Origin of the sequence: Mesorhizobium sp. M0715, from assembly GCF_040320355.1 — a bacterium.
GTDB lineage: Bacteria > Pseudomonadota > Alphaproteobacteria > Rhizobiales > Rhizobiaceae > Mesorhizobium.
In genome coordinates, this window is the sequence record NZ_JAMYPL010000037.1 from 23,522 (window position 1) to 46,622 (window position 23,101).

Here is a 23,101-nt window from a genome sequence, read left to right on the forward strand (position 1 = left end):
TTCTCGTGGCGTTGTTCGAAGACGGACCGACAGACCGATCGTCCCGGCCCGGCATCGGGCGGGTTCAATACAAATGTCGCAGGCTGGATGCCTGAACGGAGAGAGAAGGAGAAAGATATGGCCGATACGGTCAGCAGCGAATTCCGCCTGCAAATGGAAGGTTATGGCCTGACGACGGCCGAAATCCACTATCACCTGCCCGATCATCCGAGCCTGCTTCAGCTCTATGTCTGGCAGGACTATGATCTCGCTCCGGCCTTCCCCGAACTCAAGGGCTTTCTCCAATATTGGGAGCGCGAACTCGACGGTCCGCTGCACTCGGTCCGCGTTGCTCATCACCGGCTCATCCAGCCTTCGGAATGGCGGGCCGTCGAGGGCATCATCACGGTCCACTAGGGTCTTTGCGACGGCCTCCGCTCCTGCTTCGCCTGGAGCGGCGGCGTTAGGGCAGGCTCTCGCCGGCCTCACGCAGCGACAGCCAACAGCCTCCCCTCCAAAATTTCCAATTTCCATGTTGTAAAACGATCGTGCCGCGCTAGCCTGAAACCAGATGCGATGCGGGGAAGAGGAATGGAGCTTCAACTCAATGGCAAGGTGGCGCTGGTCACCGGCTCGACGCAAGGCATTGGCCGCGCCATCGCCGAGACCTTGGCGCGTTCCGGCGCCGGCGGCCTGCTCGTCACCGGGCGTGATAAGGCCCGCGGCGATGCGGTGGCGGCGGAGCTTTCGCAGCTTGGCACACCAACGCTCTTCGTCGCCACCGACCTCGCCGACCCGGCCGCCCCTGCCCTTTTGGCGCAAGCGTGCATCGAGCGCTTCGGCCGCATCGATGCGCTGGTCAACGCCGCAGGGCTGACCGACCGGGCCTCGTTCCTCGATGCCGATCTCGACGGCTGGGCCTCGCTGTTCGCCGTTAACGCGCGGGCGCCGTTCTTCCTCATGCAGGCGGCCATCGCCGACATGAAGAAGCGCGGTCAGGGCGGCGCCATCGTCAACATCCTGTCGATCAACGCCCATTGCGGCTCGCCGGAGCTCGCCGTCTATTCCGCCAGCAAGGGCGCGCTGGCCACGCTGACCAAGAACGCCGCCAACGCCCATCGCTTCGATCGCATCCGCGTCAACGGCATCAATGTCGGCTGGACCGACACGCCGGCCGAACGTGCCATGCAGGCCGACACGCTGGGCAACGGGCCGGGCTGGCTCGATGCCGCGAACGCCTCGCAACCCTTCGGCCGCCTGTTCTCGACGAGCGATATCGCCAACCTCGCCGTCTTCCTGCTCTCGGATGCTGCCGGGCCGATGACCGGCACGCTCGTCGACCAGGAACAGTGGGTGATCGGGGCGAACCGGTGAGCGCCATCGAAACGCATGCGCCCTGCATGACGCATTTCGGCGTCGGCGCTTTCACCGTTGCCCTCAGAAGTTGGTCGATGACGGTGACTGAAAACGCCTATCGCCCCATTCGCTCAAAGCACCCGCGCCGCCTCACAGCGCCAGGCTCCCCTGCTCCACCTCCTCGGCATTCGGATCTCCCGGTGCGGTGGCCCAGGCCAATTCGACCAGCGTCACGGTGCGCCGGCCTGTCCCGTCGAGTTGGCAGACGATGAGCCCCTGCTCCTCGATATAGGTCAAGAGGCGCCGGGCGCGGCGCAGCGAGTGCGAGCCGTAGGCGCGGGCGATCGCGGCGTCGCTCGGGCACGGCCAGCCCTCTTTCGCCGCACGGGCGATCATCATGAACACGCCCTGCATGTCGTCGGGCAGCAGCGACGCGCGGACAGAAACGTCCCGCCACGCGTCATCCTGCGTCGTCTCGGAACCAAGGCCGGCACGGGCGCGCGTCAGCATGCGGCGGAACTCCGGCAGGTCCGGCACAACCGACGCGAGGCCTTCTATGCGGCAGCGGACCACGAATTCCTGATAGAGCACCCCGATCACGCGAAAACCCGCATCGGGCTGCGCCAGGATGGCGCGCAGCACACGGTCGACGCGCTCACGACGCTCGGCCAGATCCTCGGCGCTGATTTGTGGCTCCGCCGGCTCGGGGCGCATTTCCAGTGCCGCCGATTTGGCCGCCATCAGCTGGTCGAGCAGGTCCGGCGACGCCGGGCGGCGCGGCGTGCGCACCGTCTCGGGGGGCGGCGCCGCCAGGATGATCGCGCGTGCATCTTCCAGCGCGGATTCCGGCATTGCCATGAGCCGCGGCGTGCCGTTGCGCGGGCTGGTGTCGGTCGGGCCGATGCGCAGCCCCAGCGGACGGCGCGACAGCGCCGGACCGAGCGCCATGAACTGCCCGCGTTCCAGATCACGGAACGCTTCCGCCTGGCGTCTCTCCATGCCCAAAAGATCGGCGGCACGCGCCATGTCGATATCGAGGAAGGTGCGGCCCATGAGAAAATTGGACGCCTCGGCTGCGACGTTCTTGGCGAGCTTGGCCAGGCGCTGGGTGGCAATGATGCCGGCCAGCCCGCGCTTGCGGCCACGACACATCAAATTGGTCATGGCGCCGAGCGAGAGCTTTCGCGCTTCGTCCGACACCTCTCCGGCCACCGCTGGCGCGAACAGCTGCGCCTCATCCACCACCACCAGCATCGGGTACCAGTGGTCACGGGCGACCTCGAACAGCCCGCCGAGGAAGGCGGCGGCACGCCGCATCTGGTTCTCGGCGTCGAGCCCTTCGAGATTGAGCACGGTGGAGACGCGATGCATGCGCGCCCGCTCGCCGGCCGCCTGCAGGCCGCGCTCGGTATGCTGCTCGGCATCGATCACCAGATGGCCGTAACGGTCGCCCAGCGAAACGAAGTCGCCCTCGGGATCGATGATGGTCTGCTGCACCCAGGGCGCGCTCTGCTCCAGCAGGCGCCGCAACAGATGCGACTTGCCGGAGCCTGAATTGCCCTGCACCAAAAGGCGCGTCGCGAGCAACTCCTCAAGATCCAGCTTCGCCGGGGCGCCTGCGGTCGTCTGTCCCATCTCGATCGCAACGGTCATCTCGACTCAGGCGCTCCTTCGCAGACGGGCTTATCAACTGGGTCACAGCCCGTCGAGCGTGCATGACCGCCTGCGGCGTGTTGCGCACAACTGTGCAGGCACCGCCTGGAGGGTCATCAGCCGATGCCTGGCGCAAACTTTGGGTTGACCCCTTCGGACCACGAGGCGACACTCCACCCAACGCTAGGAGTACGAGGAGAAAAGCGATGGACGAGCCCGAACGGTGGCGCCACATGTCGACGGCGCCGAAGGATGGCAGCCGCATCCTGGTCACTGTGCGTCCGTCCGAACAGGGGCCGGCGGAAGTCGACCTTGCCTATTGGTCGCGTGCCGACCAGTTCGCCTCGGAAGGCTGGCGCGCGTCGGACTCCTCGCCGGGGCGCGTTATCGAATACGCTGACCCGGAACTGAAGTGCTGGATGCCGCTGCCGACGGCCAACCTCAGCCGCGCGTCGATGCCGGCGCCGTGGGAAGGCGAAGACGCCCAGCAGCTGGATGGGTCCGGGATTTAAGAGCGCGGAGAGGCCGGAGATTGGCAACTCCACGGTCGGCGTCTCTAACCTGCTCCTCTCAGAACAGGAACGCGGCCGTGGCGGGGTTGGGCCCGTTGCGGCCTTCGGGCGAATCCATGCCGCGGATCGTCTGCAGGTCCTGCGCATCCAGTTCGAAATCGAAGACATCGAAATTGGCGGCGATGCGATCCCTGCGGATCGACTTTGGAATGACGATCAGCCCCTCCTGGAGATGCCAGCGGATGATCGTCTGGGCGACGGACTTGCCATGTTTTTTGGCGATGTCTGCAATGGTCGGATCGCCGAGCAGCCGGCCGCTGCCCAACGGGCTCCAGCTTTCGATACGGATGTCGTGCTTGGTGTGAAAGTCCCTGACACCGCGTTGCTGGAACTGGGGATGCAGCTCGATCTGGTTGACGACGGGCGTCACGCCGGTTTCCGCGATGATCCGCTCCAGATGGTCCGGGTTGAAATTCGAAACGCCGATCGACTTGATGCGGCCGGCCTGCCGGAGTTCGACCAGCGTCTTCCAGGCCTCGACATACTTGTCTTGGCTGGGCACAGGCCAGTGGATCAGGAACAGGTCGATCTGCTCAATGCCGAGCTTGGCCATGGTGTCATCGAAGGCGCGTAGCGCCGCATCGCGCTGGTGTGCGCCGTTGCGCAGTTTCGAGGTGATGAACAGCTCAGCCCGCGACACGCCGGCGCTGCGGATCGCCTTTCCGACCCCTTCCTCGTTCTGGTAGCCTTCGGCGGTGTCGATCAGGCGATAGCCGGCCTCGATGCCCCAACCCACCACCTCGGCGGTAATATCCTGGTCGACCTGCCACACGCCAAGGCCGAGTTGGGGAATGGCGGAGCCGTCGTTCAATGCGATCTGTTCGGGCATGGGGGATCCTTTGCAAAGCGGGTCCGGGCGTTCTGCCCGGTCCACAGGCTATCTAGGTCCGACAGGGTGCGACGACCACCCGACAGCGGACAAATTGCCGTGTGAAGTGCGCCTGCAGCCGTTATCTCGGCGTCAGCCGCAATCTCATCGCGGCCGGCGCACCGCCCGCACCACACCGGCCGAAGTGCTGCCGCAATAGAGGCGGTCGCCGCCATCGGATTCCAGCCCCGACACGCCCATGCCCGCCGGCATGTCGAGCTTCTCGAGAACCTTGCCTGATCGCGGGTCGACGCGGCGCAGGTCGCTCTGCTCGCCTTCCCAGGTGGCGTGCCATAGCTCGCCCTCGACCCATGTCACCCCGGTGACGAAACGGTTGGATTCGATGGTGCGCAGGATCGCCCCCGTCTCCGGGTCGATCTGATGGATCTTGCGCTCGCGGTATTGCCCCACCCACAGCGTCCCTTCGGCCCAGGTCAGCCCGGAGTCGGCGCCACCGCCGGGCGCCGGGATGGTGGCCAGCACCTGGCCGGTATCGGGGTCGATCTTCTGTATCAGGTCGTTGGCAAGCTGGAAGAAATGCTGGCCGTCATAAGCGGTCCCGGCATGTGCCGCGACATCGATCGAGCGCAGCGCCTGCCCGCTTTCCGGATCGAAGGCGTTCAGCCTCTCGCCCGAGGCAAACCAGACGTTGTTACCGTCAAAGCTCACCCCATGCACCCTCTCCACATCGGCAAAGGGTCCGTATTCGCGCAGGATTTCGGCTTCTGAATGTTTCATGTCTTTATCCTCACGAGATGATCTGATGTGCCTTACTAACCACTCGGCAGCGGGGCCGGGAGTAACAAGGTGGCCGTGAATCCCGCCACCGGCGGCGTCATCCAGCGGCGCGCCCGGCCGTGACCGAAAAACTGCACCTTGCCGGCCTCGCCGAGCTGCTCCAGCGCCCGCTGCACGCTGCGCTGGCCGGTACCGAGCGCCAGTGCCAGCGCCGAACTCGCCCAGGATTCACCATCGGCAAGGAAGGCCAGCACTGCCGCGTGCCGCTCCTCGATCGGCCGGGCCAGCACCAGCACCTCGCGTGCGTGGCGCGGCGCCAGCGCGAAGCCCTGCCTGGTCGCGCCGATGTCGGCCAGCCCGCGCAATTCGGCGCGCAGCCGGCCGATCTCGACCCGCAGCCGCGCCCGGTGCGATTCATCGGCGTGCCTGCCGCCGAAGGCTTCAGCGATCAGCCTCGCCCTCGACACATCGCCTGGCCACGCTTCGGCGAGCGTACGGGCCAGCGCAAACAGCACCGGGCGCGTTGCCAGCGAGACCGTTTTCTCCTGTTGGCGCACGACGTAGCGAAAGCTATCGACCAGCAGCGCCGGCGACGCCTGCAACGCCTCGACGTCCTCAAGCAGCAACGGGCGCTGATTGCCAGCCGCGATCAGCCGCGCCGCCGGCGTGTCCAGCGCCAGGAATGCGCGATCGACTTCAGCGATGAGCCCCGCAATGCCGGCCTGGCGGGCGGCGTGGCGTGCCCACTCCAACGCCCTGCGCGCCGGCTTCGTCTTGAGGCGCCGCATCGCGATGCCGGCGACGGCAAGCTCGTGGGCGGCGCGCGAGGCCGGTGGAAGCGGCATCGGATCGAGCCCGGCCAGCACGTCTTCGGCCTCGTCGAGACGGCCGATCAATAGCAGGCGGCGCACCTTGAGGTGGCCGGCATGCGCTGCGTTCAGCCGGTCGCCATGCTTTTCCAGCGTCGTCCACGCCGCATCCAAAGCCTTGGCCGGCCAGCCGAGGTCACGCGAAACCAGCGCGATCTCGGCCTCGGCGACGACGCATCTGGCGCGCGCCACCGCCTCTTTGGGGCCGAAGCCACGCGCGGCACGCCGCAGCAGCGCCTTGGCGCGGTCAAGATCGCCGAGCTGCGCCATCGCAATGCCGCGCAGCGCCAGCGCCGGCGCATCCTCACGCAAGGCAACGCGGTCCAGCGCGCCAAGCGGATCACCTGCCGCCAACGCCAGTCCAGCCGCGGTGATCAGCGAGTCCATTCAAATCCCGTCACACTTGTAACTCCCACCCCCAGTGCTCAGCGCCCTAACTTAAGTCATGGCCGCCAACCAGCAAGCCGTATCGGCAGCGGCACAACAAGGGAGAACCACGCGATGAACGACACTGTCGGGGGCACCGAGCGGATGCGCCACCCCTGCTGCGGCGGGCCGGCTCTTTCAAATCCCGTCACACTTGTAACTCCCACCCCCGCGATTGACCGCCCTATTCTAGCTCACGGCAAGCAACCACACGTCGCAACAGCGCGACAACAGACTGGCAAAGGAGACGACCAATGACCAAGCACATCGCAATGAAGACCCCGCCGATCGTTTCGCAGCAGGACTGGGAAGCCGCCCGCGAACAGATGCTGGTGAAGGAAAAGGCAACGCTGCGCGCCAAGGACGCATTGGCCGCCGAGCGCCGGCGCATGCCCTGGATGGAAGTGGACAAGGCCTATGTGTTCGAGGGGCCGAACGGCAAAGCGAGCCTGCTCGATCTGTTCGAAGGCCGCCGCCAGTTGATCGTCTATCGCGCCTTCTTCGAGCCCGGCGTGCATGGCTGGCCCGATCACGCGTGCCGCGGCTGTTCCCTTGGCGCCGACCAGGTCGGCCACCTCGCCCATCTCAATGCCCGCGACACCACGCTTGCCTACGCTTCACGTGCCCCGCAGGCCGACATTGCGCGGCTGAAGCAGCGGATGGGCTGGGAGATGCCGTGGTACACAATCACCGACAGTTTCGACAAGGACTTCGGCGTCGACGAATGGCACGGCCACAACGTCTTCATCCGTGACGGCGACCGCATCTTCCGCACCTACTTGATCAACAGCCGCGGCGACGAGGCGATGGGCACCGTCTGGAGCTATCTCGACGCGACGCCGCTCGGCCGCCAGGAAATTTGGGAGGATTCGCCCGAAGGCTATCCGCAGACCCCGCTCTACTCCTGGTGGAACTGGCACGACAATTACAACGCCGGTGCCGACAAGAAATGGGAAGAAGTGTCTGCTGCCGGCGAGGCGGCGTTCCGCGACAAGGGCGAGTACTAACGGTTGTCCAGCCTGGGTTCCTCTCCCCGCTCCGTGAGGAGAGGAACCTGTCGTGGCTGGCATAATCATCAGGGATCAAGACCATGAGCGATATCCACACAGGTGCCGGCAGCGCGATCCCGGAAGCCACCACCCTCGGGCTGGCCGACTGGCTTTGCCTTGCCGCGGCACCGACCTTCGCCGTGATGGCGCTGCTCACCTGCATCTTCAGCGGCGATGCGGCCATGCAGTGCATGGGCACCAACGCCTCGCCCCTCACGGGCATGGCCGCGATGTATCTGCTGATGAGCGCCTTCCATCTGGCGCCCTGGCTGCGGGTGATTTCCGGCAGGCAGGTCCGCTAGGCGCAGCGCGCCGTTCCAATTCCAAACACCCCACACATCGGAGAAGACAATGAGACTGGTCAGGCTGAGAGCGCCGGGCGGCTTGGGCAATCTCGACCTGGTCGAGGAAGATCCGCCCCAGCCAGGGCCGGGCGAGGTGCTGGTCAGGATCCGGGCCTGCGCGTTGAACATGCGCGACGACTTCGCGGTGCAGGGCAAGACACCGTTCGTTGACGGCCGTGTTCCGCTCTCCGACGGCGCCGGCGAGGTGATTGCCCTCGGCGACGGTGTCGATGCACTCAAGCCCGGAGACAGCGTCGTCAGCGTCTTCTATCCCTGGTGGCTGGGCGGTGACATGACGCCCTGCACAAGGCGCGACATTCCGGGAGACAGTTTCGACGGCTTCGCCAGCGAGTATGTCTGCATGCCGGCGCACGCTTTCACCAGGGCACCGGCAGGCTATACGCATGTCGAGGCAGCCTCGCTCACCTGCACGGGCGTTACTGCCTGGCGCAGCCTGGTTGTGTGCGGCAAGGTGAAGCCGGGCGACGCGGTGCTGGTCCTCGGTTCGGGCAGTGTATCGCTGTTCGCGCTGCAATTCGCCAAAGCCGCCGGCGCCCGGGTCATCGCCACCTCATCCGACGAGCAGAAGCTGGAGCGGCTCAAGCGCCTCGGAGCCGACGCCGTCATCAACTACAAATCCGTCCCCGACTGGGGCCGCAAGGCCAGGGATTTGACCGACGGACGCGGCGTCGATCACGTGATCGAGGTCGGCGGACCCGCCACGCTGGCGCAGTCCATTGCGGCCTCCAGAACGGGCGGGCATATCGCGCTGGTTGGCGTCCTGACCGGCTTTGCGGCGGAAGTGTCTATCCCCGCCCTGTTTTCCAACCAGATCCGCATCAGCGGCATTTCCATCGGCAGCCGGGTCGACCAGGAGGATATGATCCGCGCGATAGAGTCCAACAGGCTGAAACCCGTCATAGACCGCCACTTTCCGCTGCAGGACATCGCCACCGCCTTCGCGCACTACGAAACCCAAAAGCATTTCGGCAAGGTCTGCCTCGACGTTTGAGCGGCTTCAGCCAGCAGCACGATGAAGGGGACCGTCGGGTCCGCGCCTTCGTCGTGATCCTGCCTAGGTCGCGATGTCGTCGTTGACCGGCAGCAGGGGCTTGGGAAGATCGGCCTCGCCGAGCCCGCTGCGCAACTCGATCTCGATGTCGCGGCAGATCTGCGAGATCGGGACGTCGTTGGCGTTGCCCTCGAACGGGTTGGCGCTGCTTTCGCCGACCTGGTCGAGGGACATGTAAGCCCAGCCCAGCAGCGTGCTAAACGAGATCGTCAGCCAGATTGCGATCGACCCGAGTACATCGGTCCCCTCAAATCGACAGGTCTGGTTTTGCACGGCCGGAATCTGGTGTCCTCATTGTGCCTTTGCAGCCCCGAACCGCAACCCGTCCATCAACAGCTTGACCAGCCGGCGCGAGCGGTCACGCCATTCGGGGGTGTCGGGCGCTGAATAGATGCCGCCCAGCGCGTGCAGCACGTCGGAAGCGTCGACGTCGCCGCGGATGGTGCCGTCGGCCACCGCCGCCTCGACCAGCTGTCGCAAGGCTTGCGACACCCGGCCGAACGTGTCGGAAAACAGCGTCGAATTGGTGGTGAGCACAATGCGCAGGCTGGTCGCCAGGCCGCGCTTGGTGGCGATGTAGTCGACGAAGCGCTGCATCCACTGTTCCAGCGCGACATCGGACGGATGTTTTTGGGCAAGCTCGCCGGCGGCCGCGCACAGCGCCTCCACCTCGCGGCGATAGACCACCTCGACCAGATGCTCGCGCGTCGGGAAATGCCGGTAGAGCGTGCCGATGCCGACGCCGGCGCGGCGCGCGATCTCCTCCAGCGAGCCATCGATGCCGCGCTCGGCAAAGACTGACACCGCCACCTCGACCAGCCGGTCGCGGTTGCGCCGCGCATCGGCGCGCAGCGGCTTTGCGTCTACGGCCTCGGCCTTCTGTTCAGCAATGGCGGACGGCTCGCTGGCCAATTTTTTCTCCACATCGTGTCAGGGGGGCTTGAACCCGGCCGGGTCAGCCACCACGTAATAAACGGAGGCGCCTCCGTTTTAGTGGAGCACCTTTATCATATAATCAGGGGAACCGGTATGTCACGTCTTTCGAACACGCAAGCCGACATCTCCCCTGCCCGCCTGCCTCGCGGGAGACCCGCTGCCATCTCCGCTTTCGCCGTCAAGACCTGACCGAACGGTTACCTTGCCCTTCTGCGGCAAGGCACCAGTTCAATCCCATCCGCGTCAAGCAACTGGAGCCAGACGCCCATGACCAGCCTTCCCATCACCCTCACGATCAACGGACACAAACACGAACTGGAGGTCGATCCACGCGTAACCCTGCTCGACCTGCTTCGCGAGCGGCTCGATCTCACGGGCACCAAGAAGGGCTGCGATCGCGGCCAGTGCGGCGCCTGCACGGTGCTGGTCGACGGCAAGCGCATCAACTCGTGCCTGGCGCTGGCGGTCAGCCATGACGGCGCCCAAGTCTTGACCATCGAAGGCGTCGCCCACGGCGAGGAGCTGCATCCGGTGCAGGCCGCCTTCATCGCCCATGACGGCTTCCAGTGCGGGTTCTGCACACCCGGCCAGATCATGAGCACGCTCGGCCTGATCGCCGAGGCACAGGCCGGCGACGATCCCGAACGCATCCGTGAGGGGCTGAGCGGCAACATATGCCGCTGCGCGGCCTATGGCGGCATCGTCGAGGCCGTCCTGGAAGCCCAGCAACAGCTTGCCAAAGCCGACCGGAGGACCGCGGCATGAGAGATTTCGATTACATCAGGCCCGCCACCATCCCCGACGCCATCGCCGCGGCAGCCGAGCCGGGTTCGGCCTATCTCGCCGGCGGCACCAATCTGCTCGACCTGATGAAAGGCGGCATCACCAGTCCCGAGCGTATCGTCGACATTTCCCGGTTGCCGGAGCTCAACCGCATCGAACGGCTGGACGATGGTGGCCTGCGCATCGGTGCGCTGGTCCGTAATGCCGACCTTGCCTACGATCCGGCGTTCGCCAAATCCTATCCGGCGGTGGCCGAGGCGCTGCTGTCGGGCGCTTCGGCTCAGCTTCGCAACGCCGCGACCGTCGGCGGCAATCTGCTGCAGCGCACGCGCTGCAGCTATTTCTACGACACCGCCAGCGCTTGCAACAGGCGCGAGCCAGGCGCCGGCTGCGATGCGCTGGGCGGCGAGAACCGCCTGCACGCCGTGCTGGGCTGGAGCGATGCCTGCATCGCCACCCACCCGTCGGACTTCTGCGTGCCGCTGGTGGCGCTCGACGCCGTGGTCGAGATCGAAGGCAAGAAGGGCCGGCGCCATGTGACGCTGGAGGAATTCCACCGGCTTCCCGGCGAAACGCCGCAGCGGGAGAATGCGCTGGAGCCCGGCGACCTGATCGTGGCGGTGCGCCTACCGGCGGAGGCGGCCTCCTTCTCCGCCAATGCCCGTTACCTGAAAGTTCGCGAACGCACCTCTTATGCTTTTGCCGTCGTATCGGCCGCGGCAGCGCTCGTCGTGGATGGCGGCAAGATCCGCGCCGCAAGGCTGGCGCTGGGCGGCGTCGCGGCCAAGCCGTGGCGGGCACGAACGGCGGAAGCCGTCCTGCTTGGCGCGGACGCCAACGAGGTGACCTTCGCCAGCGCCGCGGAGGCCGCCCTGGCCGATGCCAGCCCATCCGGCGACAATGCGTTCAAGATCGAGCTTGCCCGACGCATCGTGGTCAGGGCGCTGATGTCTGCCCAGGCGGGAACGCCCGAGCGGCTGCCAGCCCTTCCTGCCTCCCCGTTCTCAAACATTCCCGGAGCGCGCCATGACGCTTGAACTCAGCCTCAACCAGCAACCCGCCCATGCCCGGCAGGGCTCCAGCATCGGCCAGCCGCTGACCCGTCGCGACGGCTTTCTGAAAGTCACCGGAGCCGCGCGCTATGCCGCCGACAACCATCCGCCCGGCATGCTTTACGCCGTGCTCGCTGTCTCTAGCATCGCGCGCGGCCGCGTTGCCGCGCTGGATATCGAGGCGGCCAAGGCGCACCAGGGCGTGGTCGAGGTGATGACGCCCAAGAACCGGCCGGCGCTCGCCGCCGATCCGGATGCCAAGGACCATCCCTTCATGTTCCGGCTCGACCTGCTGCAAAACGATCAGGTCCGCTACCCCAACCAGAGCATCGCCGTGGTGATCGCCGAGACGCTGGAGGCGGCGACCGAGGGGGCGGCGCTGCTGTCGCCGCGCTATGAAGTGCTGCCGGCGCGCGTTGGCCTCGACGGCGCTGAAAGCTTCGTGCCGCGCGGTGTCGGTGTCGGCGGTCCGGCGGTGCAGCACAAGGGCGATGTCGAGGCCGGCCTCAAATCCGCAAAGACGCGGATAGAGGCCACCTACGAGACGCCGGCCCAGTACCACAACGCCATGGAGCCGCATGCGATCGTCGTCGCCTGGGATGGCGACACACTGTCGATCGACACGCCGAGTCAGGGCCTTGCCATGGCGCAGGGCCGCATCGCCGGCCTGTTCGGCATCGCGCCGGAAAACGTCCACATCCGGAGCCCGTTCCTGGGTGGCGGCTTTGGCTCGAAAGGCATGATCTCCGGGCCGCAGGTGCTCGGCATTCTGGCGGCGCGCCTCGTCGGCCGTCCGGTCAAGCTGGTGCTGCGGCGTGAGCAGATGTACGGCCCGGTCGGCCACCGTGCGCCGACGCGCCAGACGCTGCGCATGGGCATGGATGGCGAAGGGCGGCTGACGGCACTCGACCATCACGCCAAGACTGCGTCGAGCACGTTCGACGATTTCTTCGAACCCGCGGCGGATGCCTCGCACACGCTCTATGCCAGCCCGGCCATCGCCACCTCGCACGATGCGGTGCGGTTGGACACCGGTACGCCGCTGTTCATGCGGGCGCCCGGCGAAGCCACCGGCTCGATCGCACTCGAAAGCGCCATCGATGAGGCGGCACACGCTTGCGGCATGGACCCGCTGGAGTTCCGGCTGCGGAACTATGCCGAGGTCGAGCCGATGACCGGCAAGCCGTTTTCCTCCAAGGCGCTGCGCGAGTGCTACAGGCAAGCGGCCGAGACGTTCGGCTGGGCGAGCCGCCCGCTTCAGCCTCGGCTGATGCGCGACGCCGACGGTTTCCTCACCGGCTGGGGCATGGGCACGGCGACCTTTCCAGCGCTCATGTTCCAGGCCGAAGCGCGTGCGGTGCTGAGGGCCGATGGCAGCGGCCTGATGGAGACCGGCGCGCAGGACATGGGGCAAGGCGCCTGGACCGCCTTCGCCCAGATCGCGGCCGACGGACTGGGACTGGATATCGACCAGGTCGATTTCAGGGCCGGCAGTTCCGACCTGCCCAATGCAGGCATTGCCGGCGGCTCCGGCCACACGGCGACGGCCGGCATGGCGATCCACAATGCGGGTGCCGCCGTCATCGCCAGGCTTGCCGATCTCGCCACCGGCAACGAGGCCTCGCCGCTGTTCGGCGCCGGCAATGAAGGCGTGCTGGCGCGCGGCGGCCACCTCTATCGGCGCGACGATGAAAGCCGCGGTGAAAGCTATGCCGAGATCCTCAAGCGCGCGGGCCTCACCGAGATCGAGGGCCATGGCAAAGGCGCTCCCGACCCGGCATCCCAGGAGACCTATGCCAAGCACGCGCACGGCGCCGTGTTTGCCGAGGTGAAGGTCGATCCGGATTTCGGCCAGATCCGCGTCACAAGGCTGGTCGGCGCGTTCGCCGCCGGGCGGATCATCAATCCCAGGCTGGTGCGCAGCCAGTATTATGGCGGCATGATCTGGGGCGTCTCGTTCGCGCTGAATGAGGAAGCCATCACCGACCGGCGCTCGGGCCGGATCCAGAATGCCAACCTCGCCGAATATCATGTCCCGGTGAATGCCGACGTTCCGTCGGTCGAGGCGCTGCTGGTCCACGAGGACGACCCTCATGTCAACGCGCTCGGCATCAAGGGCGTTGGCGAAATCGGCATCACCGGCACGGCCGGCGCCGTCGCCAATGCAGTCTGGCATGCGACCGGCGTGCGGCCGCGGCGCTTTCCGATCCGCATCGAGGACCTGCTGGGGTGAGGAGTGGTCCGCGTAGCGGACGGGAAGCCAATTGCTTGGCTCCCGTCCGACGAACGGTGAAAGCCCGGTCTGCCTTCGGGCGGATCAAAAGGTCCAGTGGACCTTTTTAAGGGGCTGAACGCCCGAAGGACAGGGAGCGGCAGCGAAGGGCCGCACAGCCGGCGCGAGGTCCCGCCGGCCAACATGAGTCAACCGACTTCGCGTCAAGCACTGGAGCCAGACGCCCATGACCAAAACAACGATCCCAGTTCATCTCGATATCAACGGTCATCATCACGATCTGCAACTCGAGCCGCGCGTCACGCTGCTCGACGCCTTGCGCGACCGGCTCGGCCTGACCGGCACCAAGAAGGGCTGCGACCACGGCCAGTGCGGCGCCTGCACGGTGCATATCGACGGCGAGCGTGTACTGGCTTGCCTGACGCTGGCCGCTCAGGTCGAGGGCCGCACCGTCACCACCATAGAGGGGCTTGCACGGGAGGGCGAAATGCATCCCGTGCAGGCTGCCTTCCTTGAGCACGACGCTTTCCAGTGCGGCTATTGCACGCCGGGCCAGATCATGTCGGCGGTCGCTTGCATCCGGGAAGGCCATGCCGGCTCCGACGACGAGATCCGCGAATACATGGCCGGCAATCTCTGCCGCTGCGGCGCCTATCCGCACATCGTCGCCGCCATTCGCCAAGCCGCCTTGGAGGTCGCATCATGAGGGACCTTTCCTATTTTCGCGCCAGCTCGGTCGATGCGGCACGCCAGGCGGCCGCCCTGCCCGGCGCCATGCTCTTGGCCGGCGGCACCACGCTGATCGATCTCGCCAAATGCGGCGTCGCCGAGCCCGAGACACTGGTCGACATCGCTCATCTCAAGGGATTGGACAGCATCGAGGTGGACGAACGCGGCGCCACCATCGGCGCGCTGGCCAGGATGAGCCATGTCGCCGACCATGCCGACATCAAGAGCCGCTTTCCTGCGGTGTCGGAAGCCCTGTGGCAGGCGGCTTCCGCGCAGATCCGCAACATGGCGACCATCGGCGGCAATCTGATGCAGCGCACGCGCTGCCCCTATTTCCGCGATCCCGCGAATTTCCCTGCCTGCAACAAGCGTGAGCCCGGCTCTGGCTGTTCGGCGATCGGCGGCGTTACCCGTGGCCATGCCGTACTCGGCACCAGCGAGGCCTGCATCGCCATGTATCCGGGTGACCTGGCCGTGGCGCTGGTCGCCTTCGATGCGATCGTGCATCTGGGCGAGCGCCAGATCCCGGTCGACGACTTTTTCCTGCTGCCCGGCACCACGCCGGATAGGGAACATGCGATTGAACCGGGCGAGATGATCACCGCCATTGAAATCCCCGGCTCGGCCGCTGCCCGGCGGTCGACCTACCTGAAAATCCGCGACCGGCAATCCTATGAGTTTGCCGCCGCGAGCGCGGCGGTCGGTATCGAGTTCGAACCTGACGGCCGAACGATCCGCGATTTGTGCGTCGCACTCGGCGGTGTCGCGACGAAACCATGGCGGGCGCGGACCGTGGAAGACGCGCTGAAGGGCAAGGCGCTGGAGCCGGAAACCGTGCGGTCCGCCAGCCTGCTCGCTGTCGAAGGCGCCGTCGACCATGGCGCCAACCACTACAAGATCGAGCTCGCGCCGCGCGTCGTCGCGCGCGCCATCCTCAAATTGGGAGAAACGGCATGACCGTTCACATCGCAAGCACCGTTCACGTCGGAAGACACGGCGATGCGTCCGACGGCGCTTTTGCCGAAGCCGTCGGCGGCCGGCTGTCGCGCGTCGACGGCCCGGCCAAGATCACGGGTGCGGCCAAATACGCCGTCGAGCAGCAGCTCGAAGGCCTCGCCTACGCCGTACTGGTCGAGAGCACGATTGCATCCGGCAAGGTGCGCGCGATCGACACCAAGGCCGCCGAGGCGGCGCCCGGCGTGCTGCAGGTGCTGACGCCGGACACCATCATCAGCCTGAGGACCGCGGCGGACTGGTTCGGCACACCGCCGCCCGACAAGCCCTATTGCCCGCTTGCGCGCGACATCACTTTCTCGGGCCAGCATGTCGCCGCTGTCGTCGCCGAGACCTTCGAACAGGCGGTGGCGGCGGCAGCACTGGTCAAGGTCAGCTATGACGAGACGCCTGCCATCGTCGACCTCAGCGATGCCAAGGCCGGCGACGGCATCCCGATAGACGCCATGACCAAGGAATGGGGCGATGCGCAAGGTGCGTTCGCGTCGGCACCGGTCCGCATCTGCGCCGCCTACAACACGCCGCGCGAATACCAGGCGCCGATAGAGCCGCATGGGCTGATCGCGCGCTGGGAAGGCGATAAGCTCACCGTATGGGAGCCGAGCCAGTGGCTGGACGGGATGGCGCGCACCTATGCCGAATGGTTCGGCGTGCCGTTCGAGAATGTGCGGCTGGTCTCGCCCTATATTGGCGGTGGCTTCGGCTCCAAGGCGCTGGCGCTCAGCCATGGCGCGGTGGCCGCATGTGCCGCCAGAATGCTCGGCCGGCCGGTGCGCCTGGTGATGACGCGGCCGCAGACCTTTACCGGCTATGGTGGCCGCGCGGCGACGCGCCAGACGGTGACGATCGGCGCCGACGCGCAAGGAAAAATCCAGTCGATCGTGCATCGTGGCATCAACGAGACGTCGATGGACGGCATGTGGGTCGAGCCGCTCGGATCGGTCATCTCGATCATGTACGCGACGCCGAATTTCTCCTCCAGGCAGAATGTCGTGCGGGTCAATTCGGTGGTGCCGGGCGCCATGCGCGCGCCGGGCGAAAACCCTTCGGCCTTCGGCATCGAAAGCGCCATCGACGAACTCGCCTACGAGGTCGGCATCGACCCCCTGGAGATCCGGCTGAGAAATTATGCCGAACAGGATCCGCATGCCAAGAAAGCCTGGTCGACCAGACAGTTGCGCGAGGCTTTTGCCGCAGGCGCGGAGCGCTTCGGCTGGTCCAGGCGCACGCCCGAACCGCGCTCGATGCGCGACGAAAACCAGCTGATCGGCTGGGGCGTCGCCGCCGGCACCTATCCGGTGCGGCGCGCCTATGGCGAGGCGATCGTGCGCATCCTGGCGGACGGCTCGGTCGAGGTCGAGAGCTCCTCGATCGACATGGGCCAGGGCACGTACACCATCCTGGCGCAGACCGCCGCCGAAACGGTCGGCGTGCGAGCCGACGACGTGGTGGTGAAGCTCGGCGACTCCCGTTTCCCCCGCGCCGGCGTCACCGGCGGTTCGCGGCTTGCCGGCGTCATGACGGGTGCGGTCTACAAGGCGGCGACCTCGGCGCTCGACCAGCTGATCGGCCTCGCCATCAGCGATCCGCGCTCGCCCTTCCATGCGCTGCAGGCCAACACCTTGGTCGTCGCCAACGGCCGCATCGCCTCGCCGCGCGGCGACGGTCCCGATGTCTCGATCGCCGAACTGCTCAAAAGCGTCGGCCGCGACCATATCGAAGCCATCGGCGACACCATGCCGGCCAATTCGACGCCAGAGGATCGCTACAAGAACTACACCACCATCGCCATGGCGCTGCCGCACACCGAGGGCGACTACTCCCGCCACTCATGGTGCGCGCATTTCATCGAGGTGCGGGTCGACGAGGACTTCGGCACGGTGCGCGTGTCACGCGTGGTGTCGGCACTGGATTCGGGCCGGCTCTACAATCCCAAGCTGGCCGAAAGCCAATGGAAGGGTGGCATCATCATGGGCATCGGCCAGGCACTGCTGGAAGAAGGCATCGTCGACCGCCGCCACGGCCGCGTCGTCAACAACAACCTCGCCGATTACCTGGTGCCGACCAATGCCGACATTCCCGACATCGAGGTGATCTCGGTCGGCGTCCCCGACCTGCACTCCTCGGTGCTCGGCGGCAAGGGCGTCGGTGAACTGGCCATCGTCGGCGTCGCACCGGCGATTGCCAACGCGGTGTTCCATGCGACGGGAAAGAGAGTAAGGGATTTGCCGATCACACTGGAGAAGCTAATCTGAGGGCGGTGGCTGATCTCCCACTCGAGGGAGATGTCGCCAGAGGCAACAGAGGGGGGTCGCCGCGTGTAGTGCGCCGACCCCGTCTGCGGCAGCAGGCCGAGCCCCGCCGCCCCTGGCCTGCCGGCCATCTCCCGAGGGAGATTTGTAGCACCAGCAATCAGAACTTGTAGCTGAGCCCGACCCGGATATCCTGCGTCTGGAGGTCGACATGGGTTTCCGTGGGCAGGCCGGCGGCCACCGAGAGGTCCTGGCTGCCGAAATCCGAGTAGCGATATTCGGCCCGCGCGACCCACTTGTCGGTAAAGGCGTGCTCGATGCCGGCGCCAACGGTCCAGCCGACATGGCTGTCGCTGTGGAGCGTTACTTCGGCGGCAGGGCCACCGGCGCTGACCGCAATAAGCTCATACTTGGCCGCGGCGACGCCGGCAGTGATGTAGGGCAAGGTCCGATCGAAAGCATAGCCGGCCCGCAGCCGCGCCGACCCCGACCATTTGAGTTCGCTCTTGAGCAAGGTGGTGACACCGCCGCCGCCGGCGTCGAGGGCCGTCAGCCCATCTATATTGCTGTACACAATGTCGGCCTCGGCGCCGATCACGAAGCTGTTCTCCATCTGGTAATTGGCGCCGATATGGACACCGCCGATAAACCCGTTCGGATCGGTGGAGACATTGAGATCGGTGGCCCCGCCCAGTCCGCCGCCGGCGATGAACAGATTGGATTTCCCGGCCGCGTAGCCGATGTCGACGCCGGCATAGAGTCCGGACCAGTCGTAGGTGGAGGCAACAGGCGAAACCTCATTGATATCAGCCGCACACGCCATACCGAGCGGCGCGAGAATCAAGGCCGTTGCGAGAAGAAGAGTTTTCATTGTTGTCTACCGCCCCAAGAATGTTGTGGTCCCCGCCGCGAATGCCTCGCGGAGATCCGGTGTTGTCGCCGCCCCGATGTCGCATTGTCCGTCGGACGTGTCTTGGGCTGGGCCGCACGCGAATTGTCCTGAAATGCAATGCCACGCTTTTTCGGCCGGTGTGGCCATTCAGCCTCAGTCGAATGACACCAGCTGGCACTGCCCAGCGCGGAGCCTGACGGCAACCATTCCCGCTACGGCTGGCGCGCGTTTATCGAGGTGCGCGTCGACGAGGATGTTGGGTCCCCGGCGATCGGCGCCCTTCACTGAGCTGCCAGCGGCGTGCCGATGTCCGAAACGAGTTTGACGAGATCGGCTTGGCGTCTCGTGCCGGTTTTGGCGAAGATGCGGTTGAGGTGGGTCTTCAAAGTGTTTTCGCCGACACCGAGCGCCAGCGCGCTCTTCGACGCGGACAATCCGCTGCCGATGCGCAGCAGGACCCGCGCCTCCGCGGGCGTAAGGTCGAACAGAGTGGCGAGAACGGCTTCCGGGAGTGGAGAAGAAGACGTCGTGGTCGAAACGAAGACGGCGGCACATGCGGGCCGGAAAGCAGCGCGAGCGGTTCCTTCGGTCAACGGCAATATATAGGCGACGGCGGGCGGCTGACCTGGGGCCGAAATGGGCAGGCCTATACCGCGGGAGCCAAGCGAGGTATCCGCGCTCGCCGCACTGGCGATTGCATCCAGCAGGGCGCGGGCCACCGCCGAATTCTGCACCTGGAGCAGACCGTTCCTGGAAAAAATGGGCCCTTGCAGCGAAAACATCCGTTCGGCAGCCCCATTCGCATGGAGGATTGCTCCGTTGGCGCCGGTAAGCACGACAGGCACGGCGAGATGATCGAGCGCCTGGCGGTAAAGGTCGGCGGTAACGCGAGCCTGATCGAGCAGATCTCCAATCAGCGACGCACGGCGCAGGTGCGGCGAGAGCAATGCCAGGAAGCGCTGTTCTTCAGCTGATATGATTCCCCTGTCGGCCCGCGTAGTGCAGCCCATGAGCCCGATCCGGTCCGGCGTATGGACGAATTTGGTGATGCAGGCTTCGCGCAATCCCTGCGGTTTGGCCCAATTCTGGAAAAATGGCGTCTGCTGGAGTTCGGCTTCGCTCATATGCGACAGCGTCGCAACGGGTGTGTCGATGTCGCCGACAACCGCGGCCTTCAGTCCGGGAACTGCGTCAAAGTCATAGTCCTCCTGGAGCACGCGCATTTGCACGGGATCCCAGGGCGATTGGGCCGCGAAGCGGCCATGATTGCCGGCAGTGCTGGCAAGCGCGACGGTGGTATAGGCTGCGTCTACAGCCTCCGTGATCCGGATCATTACCCCGGCCCAGCCTTCCGGATTCAAAACGCAATCGTAGATATCGCCGATGATCGACGAAAGGACTTCGCTGCTCAGTCTCTCCACCACGCCCCCAGTTTCCTGACGTGCCCACCTCCCCGGATGGGCGGGCCGCCGTTCGTTGTAAAAGAGGCAATCTCACCTCGGAGGATTTGCCGCGTCATACTTTCGGGTGACGCCATGCGTGATCATGCTGGATTATATATCTAATTCGATCAGTTGAACGCCAAACGATCAATGTTCCAGGATCAGGAAACATTTCGTTTCGATATTCTTGAAGCTGTGGGTATCGGGGTGTTCCATTGTCACGAAAGACGGTGTTTTCATCGGCTCAACTGCCGTCGCATCTCAATGATCGCGATCGATTTTCCCTCTGGCAAGACATCCATGTCGCGCAGATATGGTCGGTCGAATACGGCATGTCGGACAACCTGCCTTTCGAAGCTGCGATCGAAGCCACAGCTGTCGGATCACTGGTTCTTGGCCAGATGTCCGGAACGATCAAGCATGCGACGAGGAACGCGAGCAATATCGCCGATGACGGCAACGGCGGTTATCTCCTGCTGATCAACAAATCCGACACACTGTTGACCGGCGTCCAGGCCGGCCGCGACTATGATGTCGGGCAGGGAGAAGCGGTGCTGGTCACAGCATCGGAAGCGCTGAAAATGGCCGGCGCCGACAGCAATGTGTGGACAAACGTGGTGGTCCCGCGCAGCGTCCTCGCACGGGCCTTCCCGCAGATCGACGACAGGCTGGCGTTGAAGATCGGCGCCGAGAACGAAGCTCTCGATCTTCTCAAGCGTTATTGCCAACTTCTTGAAACCGGCCGCCCTCTCATCTCGCCCGATCTTATTGCGCACGCGACGGAAACGATCGTCGATCTGATCGGTCTGGTGACAGGTGCCAAGGGTGAGGTTGCCGAACTGGCCGGCTTGCGCGGTCTGCGGGCAGCCAGGTTGCAAGCGGTCCTGGTGAAGATCGCGGACAATTTCGCCAAGCCCGGCATCTCGGCGCAAGGCGTCGCACAGGAACTCGGCCTGTCGGCGCGCTATGTTCACAATCTTTTGCAGAAGTCGGGTATCAGCTTCTCCGAGCGCGTTCTCGAACTGCGCCTGCAGACGGCCCACAAAATGCTTTCGCAGAGACAGAATGGCGAGATGCGCGTCAGCGAAATTGCCATGACCAGTGGCTTCAGCGATGTGTCGTACTTCAATCGCTGCTTTCGCCGCCGCTTCGGCTACACGCCGACGAGCGCCAGATAGAACCGGAGACCCGGAAACCTACACACGACTCGATTCCGATTACCTCTCCGTCAAAAGCCGAGATCCGGCGGCGATCAATGGCGCCTCCGAATGCGATGGCCGATCGACGGCTTCAGCGAAACGGGCGGATCTGCGGCGCTGACCAGCGCGAATTCAACCACCGACGCCACCTTCATCACGCTCAGCCTGCGTGCTTCCACCGATTTGGGCCTCGGCGAATCAAGGCGACGGCGCGCGGCATGCTCGGCTGACGCCATGCCTTCGGTGATGTCACGCCGACCTCGACGTTCGCTTTTGCCGGCGGCGATCTCTTCACCATCGCCGGCGAATGTCCTGCCAAGCGCGAAGCGCGCGCGATAATCCAGATGCGACGGCAAATCCGCCGATGAGAAGACGTTCTTTTGCAAGGAACGACCGGCCTTTTCTACAATCGCAGTCTTCATTTCGACACGCACCGTACAGATCACGGTCTGTCCAGAGCCGGAAATACTTGTGCGCCAGGTGACAACTTCAGTGCCGTCCTGGACAAGGGTTGACTTAAGTTTTTTAAATTTGGCCGGTTGATTCCAGAAATAAAACACCGCCCTCGCAACTGAACCACTCCCGTACGACGTTCAGCGATTCGAAATCGAAATTTAAGAAGCTCACAGTGACGTCTGCACGATAGCGTTGCTAGTTATTCCTCGAAGAAGAGTTTGGAATGGAACGTTTTGTATTTGGTATCTTTCTTAGGTACTCAGTTGACATAACTCCAAGCATCACATTAGAGATTTCTATCAGGCAAGTCAGCCCCGGACTGATCCGGGGTCGCATGAATTGGCTGCGAGGGGCAAATCATGGGGCGTGTTCAAGATTCCGCCGGTCTTAGGCCTTCGGACCTAAGCCAGACCCCCTCGAATTCAGCCCGACAGAGCAACCTGCGTTCACAGGCGAGCCAGCTTGCGCTGCGATCCGCCATCGGGATTGCTGCGGCCGCGGGCGTGAGTCTGCTGGCGTCCGGCCAAGCCTGGGCGGATTGTCTCGTCGGTGCCGTCACTGTCCAATGCGACACGACCTCCACCACCGACACGACATTTCCCGCTGACGCACCCAACGACCGCAACTATCAGAACTTGTCGCCCACGCAAGTCATCGTCACTGTCGATCCGGGAACGACGGTAAGCGGTTATGGCCTTGCGGTTTCCAACGCCGACGCCGGCGGCGTCACCGTCACCAACAATGGCACGATCAGCGTCGAAGCCGGCAACACGCCGACCGCGGGTGGCACGGCGGCCCTGTCGGTCTCGGCGGCTGGCGGCGCCATCACCTACACGGGTGGAAACATCATCAACCATGGCGCCGGCAACGCGTTCGATGTGACGCAGACCGGCGGTGTCGGCTCGATAGACATTAACGTCTCCGGCAATATCTTTTCGGCGGCAGGCGAAGGTATTACTGTCCGCGACGTCGCGACCAGCACCGGCATTTCGGTGACCACAAACGCTGTCACCGCACTGACCGCGGGCAAGGATGCCATCGACGTCCAGACCCAGTCGTTGACAGGCAATATCACGGAGGTCGCCAACGGCGACATCAAGGCGGGCAATGCCGGCATGGTGGCCGCGATCCTCAACGCTTCGGGGACCGGCAACATCGACGTGACCGCCAACGGCTCCATCGACGCC

General features: G+C 65.0%; 22 protein-coding genes and 1 pseudogene. 14 read left to right on the forward strand and 9 right to left on the reverse strand.

The window, feature by feature from the left end; all coding sequences use genetic code 11:
* The first annotated feature begins 117 nt into the window (after window positions 1-117).
* Together NKI21_RS29730 and NKI21_RS29735 are read left to right on the forward strand one after the other, a co-directional pair.
* Window positions 118-396: an usg protein gene (locus tag NKI21_RS29730; protein WP_127809820.1), complete on the forward strand. Its 279-nt coding sequence runs from the start codon at window positions 118-120 to the stop codon at window positions 394-396.
* Window positions 397-570: 174 nt separating this feature from the next.
* On the forward strand, window positions 571-1,353 hold the full coding sequence (locus tag NKI21_RS29735) for an SDR family oxidoreductase (protein WP_128305760.1): 783 nt from the start codon (window positions 571-573) through the stop codon (window positions 1,351-1,353).
* 132 nt (window positions 1,354-1,485) lie between these two features.
* Here the strand turns inward: NKI21_RS29735 and NKI21_RS29740 are convergent, their stop codons facing one another.
* Window positions 1,486-2,988: a helicase HerA domain-containing protein gene (locus tag NKI21_RS29740; protein WP_127297074.1), complete on the reverse strand. Its 1,503-nt coding sequence runs from the start codon at window positions 2,986-2,988 to the stop codon at window positions 1,486-1,488.
* 206 nt (window positions 2,989-3,194) lie between these two features.
* Here NKI21_RS29740 and NKI21_RS29745 point away from each other — a divergent pair, with 206 nt between their 5' ends.
* Entirely contained in the window at window positions 3,195-3,500 is a 306-nt protein-coding gene (locus NKI21_RS29745; RefSeq protein ID WP_013530714.1) for a hypothetical protein, read from the forward strand.
* Window positions 3,501-3,558: 58 nt separating this feature from the next.
* Here NKI21_RS29745 and NKI21_RS29750 read toward each other — a convergent pair whose 3' ends face one another.
* From NKI21_RS29750 to NKI21_RS29760, 3 genes are all read right to left on the reverse strand, one after another.
* A complete protein-coding gene (locus NKI21_RS29750; RefSeq protein ID WP_127297075.1) occupies window positions 3,559-4,389 on the reverse strand; it encodes an aldo/keto reductase in 831 nt (276 codons plus the stop codon).
* 144 nt (window positions 4,390-4,533) lie between these two features.
* Entirely contained in the window at window positions 4,534-5,166 is a 633-nt protein-coding gene (locus tag NKI21_RS29755; protein WP_352441793.1) for a Vgb family protein, read from the reverse strand.
* 35 nt (window positions 5,167-5,201) lie between these two features.
* Window positions 5,202-6,422 carry a helix-turn-helix domain-containing protein gene (locus NKI21_RS29760; protein WP_352441794.1) on the reverse strand — a complete coding sequence of 407 codons (1,221 nt, stop codon included), beginning with the start codon at window positions 6,420-6,422 and terminating at the stop codon, window positions 5,202-5,204.
* Window positions 6,423-6,715: 293 nt separating this feature from the next.
* On the opposite strand from NKI21_RS29760, the gene NKI21_RS29765 reads away from it, so the two are divergent.
* The 3 genes from NKI21_RS29765 to NKI21_RS29775 all read left to right on the forward strand — a co-directional run bounded on the left by NKI21_RS29765 (window position 6,716) and on the right by NKI21_RS29775 (window position 8,866).
* Window positions 6,716-7,468 (forward strand): DUF899 domain-containing protein, encoded by a 753-nt coding sequence (locus NKI21_RS29765; protein ID WP_352441795.1) that lies wholly within the window; start codon window positions 6,716-6,718, stop codon window positions 7,466-7,468.
* Between the two features lie 83 nt (window positions 7,469-7,551).
* On the forward strand, window positions 7,552-7,812 hold the full coding sequence (locus NKI21_RS29770) for a hypothetical protein (RefSeq protein ID WP_128305764.1): 261 nt from the start codon (window positions 7,552-7,554) through the stop codon (window positions 7,810-7,812).
* 49 nt (window positions 7,813-7,861) lie between these two features.
* Complete coding sequence (locus NKI21_RS29775) at window positions 7,862-8,866, forward strand: zinc-dependent alcohol dehydrogenase family protein (RefSeq protein ID WP_352441796.1); 1,005 nt, start codon at window positions 7,862-7,864, stop codon at window positions 8,864-8,866.
* A 63-nt stretch (window positions 8,867-8,929) separates the two neighbouring features.
* Here the strand turns inward: NKI21_RS29775 and NKI21_RS29780 are convergent, their stop codons facing one another.
* On the reverse strand, window positions 8,930-9,199 hold the full coding sequence (locus tag NKI21_RS29780; RefSeq protein ID WP_352441797.1) for a bestrophin family protein: 270 nt from the start codon (window positions 9,197-9,199) through the stop codon (window positions 8,930-8,932).
* Between the two features lie 18 nt (window positions 9,200-9,217).
* On the reverse strand, window positions 9,218-9,838 hold the full coding sequence (locus NKI21_RS29785; RefSeq protein WP_127327753.1) for a TetR/AcrR family transcriptional regulator: 621 nt from the start codon (window positions 9,836-9,838) through the stop codon (window positions 9,218-9,220).
* A gap of 291 nt (window positions 9,839-10,129) precedes the next feature.
* On the opposite strand from NKI21_RS29785, the gene NKI21_RS29790 reads away from it, so the two are divergent.
* From NKI21_RS29790 to NKI21_RS29815, 6 genes are all read left to right on the forward strand, one after another.
* Complete coding sequence (locus NKI21_RS29790) at window positions 10,130-10,627, forward strand: (2Fe-2S)-binding protein (RefSeq protein ID WP_352441798.1); 498 nt, start codon at window positions 10,130-10,132, stop codon at window positions 10,625-10,627.
* The gene (locus tag NKI21_RS29795; protein ID WP_352441799.1) at window positions 10,624-11,682 is read left to right on the forward strand and encodes an FAD binding domain-containing protein; all 1,059 of its coding nucleotides are present in this window, start codon (window positions 10,624-10,626) and stop codon (window positions 11,680-11,682) included. The genes NKI21_RS29790 and NKI21_RS29795 overlap by 4 nt, the downstream gene beginning before the upstream one ends.
* Window positions 11,672-13,930 carry a xanthine dehydrogenase family protein molybdopterin-binding subunit gene (locus NKI21_RS29800; protein ID WP_352441800.1) on the forward strand — a complete coding sequence of 753 codons (2,259 nt, stop codon included), beginning with the start codon at window positions 11,672-11,674 and terminating at the stop codon, window positions 13,928-13,930. The genes NKI21_RS29795 and NKI21_RS29800 overlap by 11 nt, the downstream gene beginning before the upstream one ends.
* Before the next feature lie 226 nt (window positions 13,931-14,156).
* Complete coding sequence (locus NKI21_RS29805; protein ID WP_023814336.1) at window positions 14,157-14,636, forward strand: (2Fe-2S)-binding protein; 480 nt, start codon at window positions 14,157-14,159, stop codon at window positions 14,634-14,636.
* On the forward strand, window positions 14,633-15,616 hold the full coding sequence (locus tag NKI21_RS29810) for an FAD binding domain-containing protein (protein WP_023814335.1): 984 nt from the start codon (window positions 14,633-14,635) through the stop codon (window positions 15,614-15,616). The genes NKI21_RS29805 and NKI21_RS29810 overlap by 4 nt, the downstream gene beginning before the upstream one ends.
* The gene (locus NKI21_RS29815) at window positions 15,613-17,928 is read left to right on the forward strand and encodes a xanthine dehydrogenase family protein molybdopterin-binding subunit (RefSeq protein ID WP_352441801.1); all 2,316 of its coding nucleotides are present in this window, start codon (window positions 15,613-15,615) and stop codon (window positions 17,926-17,928) included. Before NKI21_RS29810 ends, NKI21_RS29815 begins: the two co-directional genes overlap by 4 nt.
* Before the next feature lie 157 nt (window positions 17,929-18,085).
* Here the strand turns inward: NKI21_RS29815 and NKI21_RS29820 are convergent, their stop codons facing one another.
* Together NKI21_RS29820 and NKI21_RS29825 are read right to left on the reverse strand one after the other, a co-directional pair.
* The gene (locus tag NKI21_RS29820; RefSeq protein WP_352441802.1) at window positions 18,086-18,796 is read right to left on the reverse strand and encodes an outer membrane protein; all 711 of its coding nucleotides are present in this window, start codon (window positions 18,794-18,796) and stop codon (window positions 18,086-18,088) included.
* 302 nt (window positions 18,797-19,098) lie between these two features.
* On the reverse strand, window positions 19,099-20,241 hold the full coding sequence (locus tag NKI21_RS29825) for a helix-turn-helix transcriptional regulator (RefSeq protein WP_245486383.1): 1,143 nt from the start codon (window positions 20,239-20,241) through the stop codon (window positions 19,099-19,101).
* A 248-nt stretch (window positions 20,242-20,489) separates the two neighbouring features.
* Here NKI21_RS29825 and NKI21_RS29830 point away from each other — a divergent pair, with 248 nt between their 5' ends.
* Window positions 20,490-21,437 (forward strand): AraC family transcriptional regulator, encoded by a 948-nt coding sequence (locus NKI21_RS29830; protein WP_352868782.1) that lies wholly within the window; start codon window positions 20,490-20,492, stop codon window positions 21,435-21,437.
* Between the two features lie 74 nt (window positions 21,438-21,511).
* Here NKI21_RS29830 and NKI21_RS29835 read toward each other — a convergent pair whose 3' ends face one another.
* Window positions 21,512-22,018: a hypothetical protein gene (locus tag NKI21_RS29835; protein ID WP_352868785.1), complete on the reverse strand. Its 507-nt coding sequence runs from the start codon at window positions 22,016-22,018 to the stop codon at window positions 21,512-21,514.
* 399 nt (window positions 22,019-22,417) lie between these two features.
* On the opposite strand from NKI21_RS29835, the pseudogene NKI21_RS29840 reads away from it, so the two are divergent.
* Window positions 22,418-23,101, forward strand: a pseudogene (locus NKI21_RS29840) (autotransporter outer membrane beta-barrel domain-containing protein); the annotation flags it as partial.

Bases quoted from the DNA above. Each gene is read 5' to 3' on its own strand.
- NKI21_RS29750 (WP_127297075.1), bottom strand. From the start codon at position 4,389: ATGCCCGAACAGATCGCATTGAACGACGGCTCCGCCATTCCCCAACTC.
- NKI21_RS29730 (WP_127809820.1), top strand. From the start codon at position 118: ATGGCCGATACGGTCAGCAGCGAATTCCGCCTGCAAATGGAAGGTTAT.
- NKI21_RS29770 (WP_128305764.1), top strand. From the start codon at position 7,552: ATGAGCGATATCCACACAGGTGCCGGCAGCGCGATCCCGGAAGCCACC.
- NKI21_RS29775 (WP_352441796.1), top strand. From the start codon at position 7,862: ATGAGACTGGTCAGGCTGAGAGCGCCGGGCGGCTTGGGCAATCTCGAC.
- NKI21_RS29820 (WP_352441802.1), bottom strand. From the start codon at position 18,796: ATGAAAACTCTTCTTCTCGCAACGGCCTTGATTCTCGCGCCGCTCGGT.
- NKI21_RS29810 (WP_023814335.1), top strand. From the start codon at position 14,633: ATGAGGGACCTTTCCTATTTTCGCGCCAGCTCGGTCGATGCGGCACGC.
- NKI21_RS29740 (WP_127297074.1), bottom strand. From the start codon at position 2,988: ATGACCGTTGCGATCGAGATGGGACAGACGACCGCAGGCGCCCCGGCG.
- NKI21_RS29760 (WP_352441794.1), bottom strand. From the start codon at position 6,422: ATGGACTCGCTGATCACCGCGGCTGGACTGGCGTTGGCGGCAGGTGAT.
- NKI21_RS29800 (WP_352441800.1), top strand. From the start codon at position 11,672: ATGACGCTTGAACTCAGCCTCAACCAGCAACCCGCCCATGCCCGGCAG.
- NKI21_RS29790 (WP_352441798.1), top strand. From the start codon at position 10,130: ATGACCAGCCTTCCCATCACCCTCACGATCAACGGACACAAACACGAA.
- NKI21_RS29805 (WP_023814336.1), top strand. From the start codon at position 14,157: ATGACCAAAACAACGATCCCAGTTCATCTCGATATCAACGGTCATCAT.
- NKI21_RS29735 (WP_128305760.1), top strand. From the start codon at position 571: ATGGAGCTTCAACTCAATGGCAAGGTGGCGCTGGTCACCGGCTCGACG.
- NKI21_RS29795 (WP_352441799.1), top strand. From the start codon at position 10,624: ATGAGAGATTTCGATTACATCAGGCCCGCCACCATCCCCGACGCCATC.
- NKI21_RS29815 (WP_352441801.1), top strand. From the start codon at position 15,613: ATGACCGTTCACATCGCAAGCACCGTTCACGTCGGAAGACACGGCGAT.
- NKI21_RS29765 (WP_352441795.1), top strand. From the start codon at position 6,716: ATGACCAAGCACATCGCAATGAAGACCCCGCCGATCGTTTCGCAGCAG.
- NKI21_RS29745 (WP_013530714.1), top strand. From the start codon at position 3,195: ATGGACGAGCCCGAACGGTGGCGCCACATGTCGACGGCGCCGAAGGAT.
- NKI21_RS29755 (WP_352441793.1), bottom strand. From the start codon at position 5,166: ATGAAACATTCAGAAGCCGAAATCCTGCGCGAATACGGACCCTTTGCC.